The sequence below is a fragment of the Paenibacillus sp. 3LSP genome (assembly GCF_032465655.1).
GTDB lineage: Bacteria > Bacillota > Bacilli > Paenibacillales > Paenibacillaceae > Fontibacillus > Fontibacillus barengoltzii.
In genome coordinates, this window is sequence record NZ_JAWDJI010000264.1 from 1 (window position 1) to 9,866 (window position 9,866).

6 protein-coding genes are annotated in these 9,866 nt (G+C 54.1%); 5 read left to right on the plus strand and 1 reads right to left on the minus strand.

Going from position 1 to position 9,866, the window contains the following annotated elements:
* The 3 genes from RW092_RS23115 to RW092_RS23125 all read left to right on the plus strand — a co-directional run.
* Positions 1-2,265 (plus strand): WIAG-tail domain (locus RW092_RS23115; protein WP_316011393.1); only part of this gene is annotated, 2,265 nt, incomplete at its 5' end.
* A 385-nt stretch (positions 2,266-2,650) separates the two neighbouring features.
* Positions 2,651-4,915: an FMN-binding protein gene (locus RW092_RS23120; protein ID WP_316011394.1), complete on the plus strand. Its 2,265-nt coding sequence runs from the start codon at positions 2,651-2,653 to the stop codon at positions 4,913-4,915.
* Positions 4,916-5,071: 156 nt separating this feature from the next.
* Entirely contained in the window at positions 5,072-6,028 is a 957-nt protein-coding gene (locus RW092_RS23125) for a 3'-5' exoribonuclease YhaM family protein (RefSeq protein WP_316011395.1), read from the plus strand.
* Between the two features lie 21 nt (positions 6,029-6,049).
* Here RW092_RS23125 and RW092_RS23130 read toward each other — a convergent pair whose 3' ends face one another.
* Positions 6,050-6,913, minus strand: coding sequence for a M15 family metallopeptidase (locus tag RW092_RS23130; RefSeq protein WP_316011396.1), 864 nt, complete (start codon positions 6,911-6,913; stop codon positions 6,050-6,052).
* 104 nt (positions 6,914-7,017) lie between these two features.
* Between RW092_RS23130 and RW092_RS23135 the strand changes: the two genes are divergently transcribed.
* Complete coding sequence (locus tag RW092_RS23135; RefSeq protein WP_316011397.1) at positions 7,018-7,896, plus strand: ROK family protein; 879 nt, start codon at positions 7,018-7,020, stop codon at positions 7,894-7,896.
* A gap of 121 nt (positions 7,897-8,017) precedes the next feature.
* A complete protein-coding gene (locus RW092_RS23140) occupies positions 8,018-9,214 on the plus strand; it encodes a GntR family transcriptional regulator (RefSeq protein WP_016311227.1) in 1,197 nt (398 codons plus the stop codon).
* The last annotated feature ends 652 nt before the right edge of the window (positions 9,215-9,866 follow it).

A 9,866-nucleotide genomic window follows, 5' to 3' on the forward strand; every position in this document is an offset into this window, starting at 1 on the left:
GCCGGTGCGGTGGATACGGATGCGCTGGGTGAGCAGGCGGTTGGCAGCGCACACCTACAGGAAGGTGCGGTGCAAAGCGGTCACCTGGCGGAAGCGTCTGTTCACAGCCGGCATTTGGCCGAAGGGGCGATCCAAAGCGAGCATTTGGCCAAAGGCAGTGTAACGGATCGCCACCTCGGCATCTCGGTGATTGGATCTTACCACATCGCTCCGGAATCGATCAGCGCTGCCCATATGACCCCTGCCTTGCGTCAAAGCGGGCTGCTGCCTGTCGCCGGGATCGATGGGGAGGCACTGCAGCCAGGAGCGATTACCAGCCAGCATCTGCAGGCGGGTGCGGTGGGCTCCGAAGCGCTGGGTGAGCAAGCGGTTGGCAGCTCGCATCTTCAGGAGGGAGCGGTGCAAAGCAGCCATCTGGCGGAGGCGTCCGTTCAAAGTGAACATTTGGCTGAAGGCGCGGTGCAAGGCGAGCATTTGGCCGAGGGGAGCGTGGAGTCTCGGCACCTTGGGGAGGCCGTGGTGGAAGGCGCTCATCTCGCCCTAGAAGCCGTGAATTACGAGCATTTATCCGCAGAGCTGCAGCTGCAAGGTCTGTTGCCGTCCGAAGGGATTAACGGGGATGACTTGCAGGCCGGGGCAATTACGAGCCGTCATCTGCAAGCCGGTGCGGTGAATGCCACAGCTCTCGGTGAGCAGGCGGTGAACAGCGGTCACTTGCAGAGCAGTGCCGTGTTGAATCGCCATCTGGCAGAGGCGTCGGTGCAAAGCCGGAATCTGACTGCAGGTGCGGTGCAAAGCGAGCATTTGGCTGAAGGCTGCGTGGAGTCCCAACACCTTGGGGAAGCCGTGGTGGAAGGCTCCCACATCGCTCCCGAAGCCGTGAATTACGGGCACTTGTCTGCCGAACTGCAGCAACAGGGGCTGTTGCCGGCAGGGGGAATCAGCGGCGAGGACTTACAGGCCGCATCGATTACGAGCCGACATCTGCAAGCGGGTGCGGTGAATGCCATTGCCTTGGGCGAGCAGTCGGTGGGCAGCGGACATCTGAAGGCAGGTGCCGTGTTGAACCATCATCTGGCAGATGGGTCCATCCAAAGCCGGAACCTTGCTGAAGGCGCAGTGCAAGGCGGGCATTTGGCTGAAGGCAGCGTGGAGTCTCGACACCTTGGAGAAGCTGTGGTCGACAGCAGGCATCTTGCTCCTGAAGCTGTAAATATCTCGCATTTATCGACGGAGCTGCAGCGGCACGGTCTCTTGCCTGCGGAAGGCATCGGCGGGAAGGACCTGCAACCGTCGTCGATTACCAGCGCTCATTTGCAACCCGGAGCGGTTGGCCCTGGTGCGTTGGGCGTGCAAGCGGTGCGCAGCGATCATCTGCAAGCCGGTGCGGTGCAAAGCGTACACTTGGCAGAAGGAACGGTTCAAAGTCGTCACTTGGCTCATGGCGCAGTGCAAGGCGAGCATTTAGCAGGTGGGGTTGTGTCGGAGCACCATCTGGGCGAAGCCGTTGTCGGGGCACGCCATCTGCAGAAAGGTGCGGTGCAGAGCGATCAACTGGCGGAGGCGTCCGTCCAAAGCCATCACCTGACCGAGGACGCCGTGCAAAGTGTGAATCTGGCTGCGGAAAGCGTGGAGTCCCGGCATTTAAGCGATGCGTCGGTAAATGCCCACCATATCGCGCTCGAATCCGTCAATATATGGCATCTGTCCACCGAAATTCAGCAACATGGTTTGCTGCCTGAGGAAGGGATTAGCGGTGAAGACATCCAGCCCTCTTCCATCGGTCGTGAACATCTGCAATCGGGGGCTGTGGATGCCGGGGCTTTGGCTGCAGGCGCGGTTGGAGCCGAACATTTGCTGCCAGCGTCCGTTGAAAACGTCCATTTGGCGGCAAATGCGGTCAACAGCGCCAACTTAGCGGATGAGGTGGTGGGGACTCGTCACTTGCAGCCAGGTTCCGTTGGAGTGAAGCAGCTTGGGTTTGCTCCGGTAACGTCGCTGGCAGGCCAGCCGGCGGAGCTGCAATTTGGCATGGTTCCGTTCCTGTTGAAGCCTCAAGAGGAAGAGGCAGCGGTGACAATCAACTTTGAATCGCCGTTTGGTTCATCGAATTACGTTGTCGTTGCGATGACCAATCACCCTGCGTACTATGCTTCGATGAAAGAGCAAACGCCGGGCTCGGCAACCATCACGATATCCAAGCTGAAGGACACCAGCGTCAACTACGGAATCATGACGTGGATGGCGATTGGCAACACGCAGTAACGTCTTCCAAACACTTGCGGTATGGCAGCCGTCGGGAATCCCCCGGCGGCTATTTTTATCAGTTTAGCCGAAACAAAGTGACATATCTTTCAGGCTATGTGATTTTGTGTACAGCGTTTTTGCGTCAAATTACCTAGTATTTAATGGGAACCGCTCCATCTAATTTTTTTCACAGGTTATGTGAATTTCTTCACATTATTTCATGGGCGGCCCGGTTCAAAGGATAGACATCGTGCAAGAGGGAGGGGCGCGATTGCTTAGAGTAGCACTTTGATTGTGATGTGATCTAAGCACAGTTGAAATTCAAAACGAACATGCCATGAAAGGCGAGCAGGTTATGTAACATTACGTAACTCGGTGAAAATCACAAGGGAGAGGATTGCATTTGAAAAAGCTGATTAGCCTTACAGTAAGCGCGACGTTGGTGTTATCGTCATTGTCGCTTATGGTTGGTACCTCCGGTTTCAAGCTGACCAGCATTGACGTGGTGTCTGCTGCATCGGAATCGGAAACGCCTGCCAAAGAATCAACACCTAGCAAAACCACAACACCAAGTAAGACAACGACACCAAGCAAGACGACAACGCCAAGTAAGTCGACAACACCAAGCAAGACAACAACGCCAAGCAAATCGACAACGCCAAGTAAGTCGACGACAACCAAAACAACCACGAAAACAACTACAAAAACGACAACAACTCCTGCAAAGTCAACAACGAAACAGACAACTCCGGCCAAAACAACAACTCCGTCTGTCAAACCTGCGGAAAGTAAGTATGTTGACGGCGTATATGTAGCCTACGGCAACGCTTATTCCAAAGGGACCGAAGGGGCCAAAGTCACGATCAAGGACGGAAAAATCGCTGCGGTTGAGCTGCTCAGAACCAGCCCTAAGCTGATCGACCGAGACGTCCGCAACAACTACAGCGGTCTCTGGAACGCTTACGAAACGATGAAAGCGGATCTGCTTGGCAAAACGCAAGAGCAGGCTGCTAAAGTGGACATTGTGTCCGGAGCGACCCGTTCGAGTGAGGGCTGGAAGCTGTCCGTTGACCGTGCCTTCCAAAGAGCCTTGAAGGAGAAGCCAAAGGATGTCACTTATTTTGCCGGCGAGCATATGGGTGTCGATCCGGAAGGCAAATACATGGTGTTTGTAACCTTCGACGCAACGAAACGTACAGCGGTGAAAGTGTATCCGCTTGACGCGAGCGGCAATGCCATCGAAGAAGCGAATATGACCAGCGAACAAGCGAAATTGGTGAAAGCGATCGCAGCGGAACTGCTGGCGAAAGGGACCAGTGCCGTGGGTGCAAAAGGTCAGGAAGCTGACTTCAAAGCCGCGGTAAAAGCGTATTGGGATGCGGAGCAAAATGCCAAAGTCAAAAATGATTCGAAATACATCGATGGTTTCTACTCCGCCTATGGTTCTGCCCGTGATAAAGGGGTGGAGAGAGCGGACATTTACATCCGCAACGGCAAGCTGGTGGATGTGAAGCTGTACAGATTGGGCTCCAACCTGATCGACCGCGGCGACACAGCCTATGCTGAAGTAGTCAAAGCGAATGCACCGATGACGGCAAAATTGCTCGCGAACGGCTCGTACATCGAGAACTACAAGGATGACGTTGATGCGATTGCCGGCGCCACCGAGAGCAGCCATAGCTGGAACCTTGCAGTAGAACGTGCTTTTGAGAAAGCGTTGAAGGTTCCGGGGAAAGCGAAATATTTTGAAGGAACGTTTGCCGGTGTGGATAACCAGTCGAGAATGCTGGTTCTGGCGGACATCAAGGCGGATCAAGTTTCGAACGTAAAAGTGTTCCTGTTTGGCGAAGACGGTAAATTGATCGCCTCCGATAAGCTGACGGATGAGCAACAAACCGTTGTCGCTCAGTTAACCGAAGGCTTGACGCAAAAAGGCGCGAACATGACGCCAATCGTAGGGGAAGAAAACTTGTCCCTCGCGGCGAGAGCAGCGTTCGCTGACCTGTTGAATAACGCGTCGAAAACGCAAGGCAACTACAAAGACGGAACATACACGACCTACGGTGACGCTTACGACAAAGGAACGAACCGTGCCGATGTCACGCTGCGCAATGGCGTGATCGTTGGCCTGAAGCTGTATCGTGTAGGCGTGAACATGGTGGACCGCGGCGCTTCGGCTTACGCTGAAGTCGTTAGAGCGATCCCGATCCTGACCCGCGATCTGTTGTATGCCGGAACGAGAGAGCAAGCAGCTCAAGTGGATGCTGTCACTGGGGCTACCAGCAGCAGTAACGCACTGAAAGCAGCCGTTGAAAATGCTTATAAGAAAGCGGAAATCAGCGAGACTTACAAAACAGCTTATATCAACGGGATTTTCGCCGGGATTAATAAGGACAAATCCGTATACGTGATGGTGACGGTGCAAAACAACATTCCGTTCAAAATGGAAGTCTTCTATTTGGATGAGAACGCCAAAATCAAGACTGAAGACCAATTAACCGCTGACGAGAAAGCCGTCAAGGCAGAAATCGAGACGCCAACCGCCGCAGGTTCCCTGCATAAATACGGGTATCGCCCGGCAGCGTTTGGTGAAACCGAAGGCGTAAAAGCCGTATCGGCACAAGTGATTGAGGCCGTCAAGGACGCGCTGGAGAACGCCGGAAGATAATTTGTTGAATTGAAAAAGGACGCTGGCTCCGTGAGATTCACGGGGAGGCGTTCTTTTTTTATCTATAGATGGACGGACAGGCGAGCATGAAAATGCGCTGAGGTTTTGGCTGTCCCATAGTATAATGGGTCTATCATGGGTTTGGAGGAATTATGGGTGACGCAAATTAATCAATTACGAAACCAGGATGAATTCATTGGCTTTTATTTGCTGAAGGAGCTGGAGATCAAGCAGACGAACGCGAATCCGCCCAAAGATTATTTAGATATCGTGTTGTGTGATTCGACCGGGGAAATCCCGGCAAAATTATGGGATGCCTCGTCAACGGACAAGGAGACATTTTTCCCAATGGGGCTGGTCAAGGTACGGGGAATCGTGCAAACTTACCGGGAGAAGCTGCAGGTGAAAATCGTCCAGATGCGATTGGCCAAGCCGGAGGATGGGGTGAGCCTTACCGATTTTATCCGCTCTGCGCCAATTTCGTCGGAAGCGCTGATTCATACGATTCAGGCCGTCATTCACGATTTTGCCGATCCGGATATTCAGGCGATCGTCCGCTTTTGTGTCGGCAAGGTGGAGGAGAAGCTGGCCCATTATCCTGCGGCCAAAACACATCATCACGCGTATTTCGGCGGCTTGGCCTACCATATGGTACGGATGTTGGAAATCGGCGATTTCCTATGCGCGCAGCGCGCGTTCTTGAACCCGGATCTGCTGAAGGCGGGGATCATTTTGCACGATATCGCCAAGCCGGAGGAGATGGTAGCTGAACTCGGGATCGTGTCCGAGTATAGTACACCGGGCAAGCTGCTGGGACATATTTCGATGGCGTCGCAGTGGGTGACCGAAGCGGCCATTCGCCTGGGCATCGCGCTGGATTCGCCGAAGGTACTTGCCCTCCAGCATTTGGTGTTGTCCCACCACAACTTGGGAGAATGGGGCAGCCCGGTTCAGCCGCAAACGCCGGAGGCGGTTGCCCTCCACCATATCGATGCGCTGGATGCCAAGCTGCAGATGGTAGAGGACGCGCTGGCTACGACCCCGGAATCCGAAGCGTGGACCCCGTTGATCCGGGGCTTGGAGAACAAGGGGATTTACCGGTTGAAGTGGTAGGCTAACCAAACGCCTTAAGGTCTATTCCACGTCAAAATCAAAATAGGTCGAGGGGTAAGGTTCATCTTTTAGCGTATAGTGCCACCATTCTTTCGAATAGGGCTGGAAGCCTTGCTTCACCATGGCGGTCTTGAGAATATAGCGGGCTGCGCGCTGGGCTTTGGTTAACCCTTTCGCGCCATGCGCGGAAATCGGGCCCAGAAAATCAACCCGGCTGCCCATATCCACCTCTTCGCCAGTCTTTTTGTAGACCATGGTCAGGTCCACGGTGCTGCCGCGGGAATGGCCGGATTTGGAGGACAAGTAGCCTTGCTTAAATAGGTTTTTCTTATCTACGTCGGGATAGAAACGTTCCTTCATCCTGGTATCCTGCGGGTCCTTGGACCAACGGGCGAAGTGGTTCACTGCCTTCTGCGGCCGATAGGCATCGATGATTTTCAGACGGTAGCCCTGGCTTTCTAAGTCGTCGTTGACTTTTTTTAAAGCGCGGGCTGCCCGCAGGGTTAGAATGGCAAACGGGCCGTTGTACCCGTCGATTCGCTCCCCGATAAAGTTATCGCCGGTATAATAGCGGAGATCGTATACGGCATTTGGAATCACTTCGTCGAGGTACACGAAGCCTTTCCCCTTCGGGAGTTGATACTTCTTGGTGACTTCCGCATTTTTGGTGTTGTTCGCAGTTTGGAAGGGAACCGACGATGAATCGGTAGGCTTGGTTGGTTGGGATGCCGCAGCGGTAGGCTTCGCGCCGGCCCCATTCACGCAGGTGATTAGCAGCAGAACGGTCAGGGTACATAAGCCGATTTTCCGATTTGTACGGCACAGATACTTCCTGGGTGCTGCAGGAGAGCTGTGCATGGATTTGTTTTGAAGGAAAGGTAACATGATCATGCTCCTTCACCGATAAAATGATTCCAAGAATACAGCTGTTTAGTGAATGAATTTCTATGATTATAGCATATTCCGATCATAACAAAGGAGGAGATTTGATGCGTATCGGAGCGATTGAGGCCGGAGGAACGAAGTTTGTTTGCGGTGTCGGAAATGAGCACGGAGCCATCGAGGACGAGGTCAGCTTCCCAAACGAGCTGCCGGAGCCAACGTTAGAACGGGTGATTGCTTATTTTCGCGATAAACATGTTGAAGCGATTGGCGTCGGCTCGTTTGGTCCGCTGGATTTGAATCCACACAGCGCCACTTACGGGCATGTCACGACAACGCCGAAGCCGGGGTGGAACGGATATGATGTGCTTGGCAAGTTAAAAGCGGCTTTTGATGTTCCCTATGGTTGGGATACGGACGTAAACGCTGCCGCGTTGGGCGAGGCGAAATGGGGGGCTGCTCAGGGCTTGGACAGCTGTGTGTATTATACGGTGGGGACCGGGATCGGTGTTGGAGTCCTGACCGAAGGCAAGCTTGTCCATGGACTGATTCATCCGGAAGGCGGACATGTTCTGCCGCGGCGGCATCCGGAGGACGATTTCCCCGGTCTATGTCCATATCATGGGGACTGTCTGGAAGGTATGGCTGCGGGGCCTAGTCTTGAAGCGCGCTGGAAGGTCAAAGGGCAAGAGCTGACACCGGACCATCCTGCCTGGGCGATCGAAGCCTACTATTTAGCGCAGGCGGTGACCGGGTCCATCCTCATGCTCTCGCCGCAGAAGATCATCATGGGCGGCGGCGTCATGCAGCAATCGCAGCTGTTCCCGTTAATCCGCAAAGAAGTTCAGAAGAACCTGGCCGGATATGTGAACGCACCAGCCATTTTGGACGGGATGGATGAGTATATTGTCCCGCCGGGATTAGGGAATCGAGCTGGGCTTTGCGGCGCTCTCGCGCTGGGCTTGGAGGCCTTGGCTCGCTCTTAGCTGAAGCTTGGGCGGAGGGGCGGCGGCAAACTTTTTCAAACATAGTTCGACATTAGCTATATATCATGATATATTATAATATATATCATGTCCTTGTGTGAGGGAACGTGGGAGGAACGTCATGAGTGAAACCACCTCGTCAAAGCCGATGTACGAGAAGATTTTTGATGATGTCAAACAGAAAATTCTGGATCAGAGCTATAAACCGGGAGACCGGATTCCATCGGAGAAGGAGCTGGCTGAGGAATATCAAGTCAGCCGGATTACGAGCAAGCGAGCTTTAGAAATGCTGGCTGCCGAGGGAATTATCGTGCGGAAGCCGGGACGCGGCTCGTTCGTGACGGACCCCGAAGCTGAGGGCGCAGGCGCGGAAGAACAGGTACAAGGCCGAATGGACGGAATCTATAGCGGGAACAGAACGGACAGAGAGGCTGCCGGGAAGCTGATTGGCGTGGTACTGACGGATTTTGCCGGCAGCTACGGCACGCGGTTGATCTATGGGATGGAGGATGCTGCGCGGGAGCAGGATTGTTTTCTCGTTCTGAAGCGGACGTTTGGAGTTCAGGAGAACGAGGAAGCAACGATCCGCAAGCTGCTGCAGCTTGGCGTCGACGGATTGATCGTCTTTCCGGCACAGGGGGAGTATTTCAACGCGGAGATTCTCAAGCTGGTGATCGAACGCTTCCCGCTGGTACTGATCGACCGGGAGCTGAAGGGCGTAGCGGCAGCTTCTATTATTACCGACAATGTGAAAGCGGCGCAGGAAGCGACGGAGCACCTGTTTGACCTCGGGCACGCCCGCATTTCGCTGTTATCCCCGCCGCCGATCGATACGTCGGCCGTCGAGGAACGGATCGAAGGGTTCGTGCAGGCGCATGCCGGCCGCGGGATCGCTGTTGAGCGGGAGCTCTGGATCAGCGATTTGACGTCGACGTTGCCGGACTCTTTTTACGATGACAACATTGAACGGGATATTCAAAAAATTATGCGCCATCTCGAGGCCCATCCTTCGATTACGGCCTTCTTCGCCATCGAGTACAACATCGCGCTGCTGGCGAAAGCCGCAGTGACCCGGCTCGGCCTGCGCATTCCTGAGGACGTGTCGATCATCTGCTTCGACAGTCCGCAGTTCCGCATTGGGGAGGGCTACGCCTTCACCCATATGCGGCAGAGCGAAGAAGATATGGGCAAGCTGGCTGTGGAAAACGTGCTGGCCCTGATGGAGAACCGCCCGGCAGCCAACAAAATCAAGCTGCCCGCCGTGCTCGTCCCGGGAGAGTCCACCGGCCCCGCAAGGACGGCACAGGAGCATAAGTAGCTGAGGACGGCTGCCTCACGTTGCTGACGTATATGCCGAAGCCGAACTGCAAAAGTGCAGTTCAGCTTCGGCATTTTTCTATTTTTACCGGCCTTGGAGTGTAAAAGTGCAGTTAGTGTAGGGTGATTTGGCGGAAAACGGGGGAAAGGGGCGGGAATGAACTGCACTTTTGCAGTTGGAGCTGCTTCATGCAATACGATGCGTTCACCTGCGGTAAGACCGTCGTCTTCCATGAACCGAACCTTCCTGGTCACGGAGCCCCCTGGCCCCTCCTCATCGAGGTCTTTCTCGATCCAATCCTTACCGCTTATGCCCTTCCGCTCAAGGATCTTCCCGATTGAGCATCATCTGTCGGGGAGGTCCATTTGCACTTTTTGAAAGAAGATAAACAAGGTCATTTGGCATATCTTTATATACCAACTAACATCGATATTTTTCCTTATTGACATAATGATATGATACCAATATACTATCCTTATTGAAAACGCTTTATTTGCTATGTTATTCGAAATGAAAAGGGGAGGTTTACAAATGAAAAAGTGGATGATGGTAATGCTGGTGACCGTTCTGTTCGGTGCGATGCTGGCTGCTTGCGGAGGGGGAGGTAACGGCGGAAGTGCTGGTAACGGCGGCAGCGCAAGTAACGGCGGCG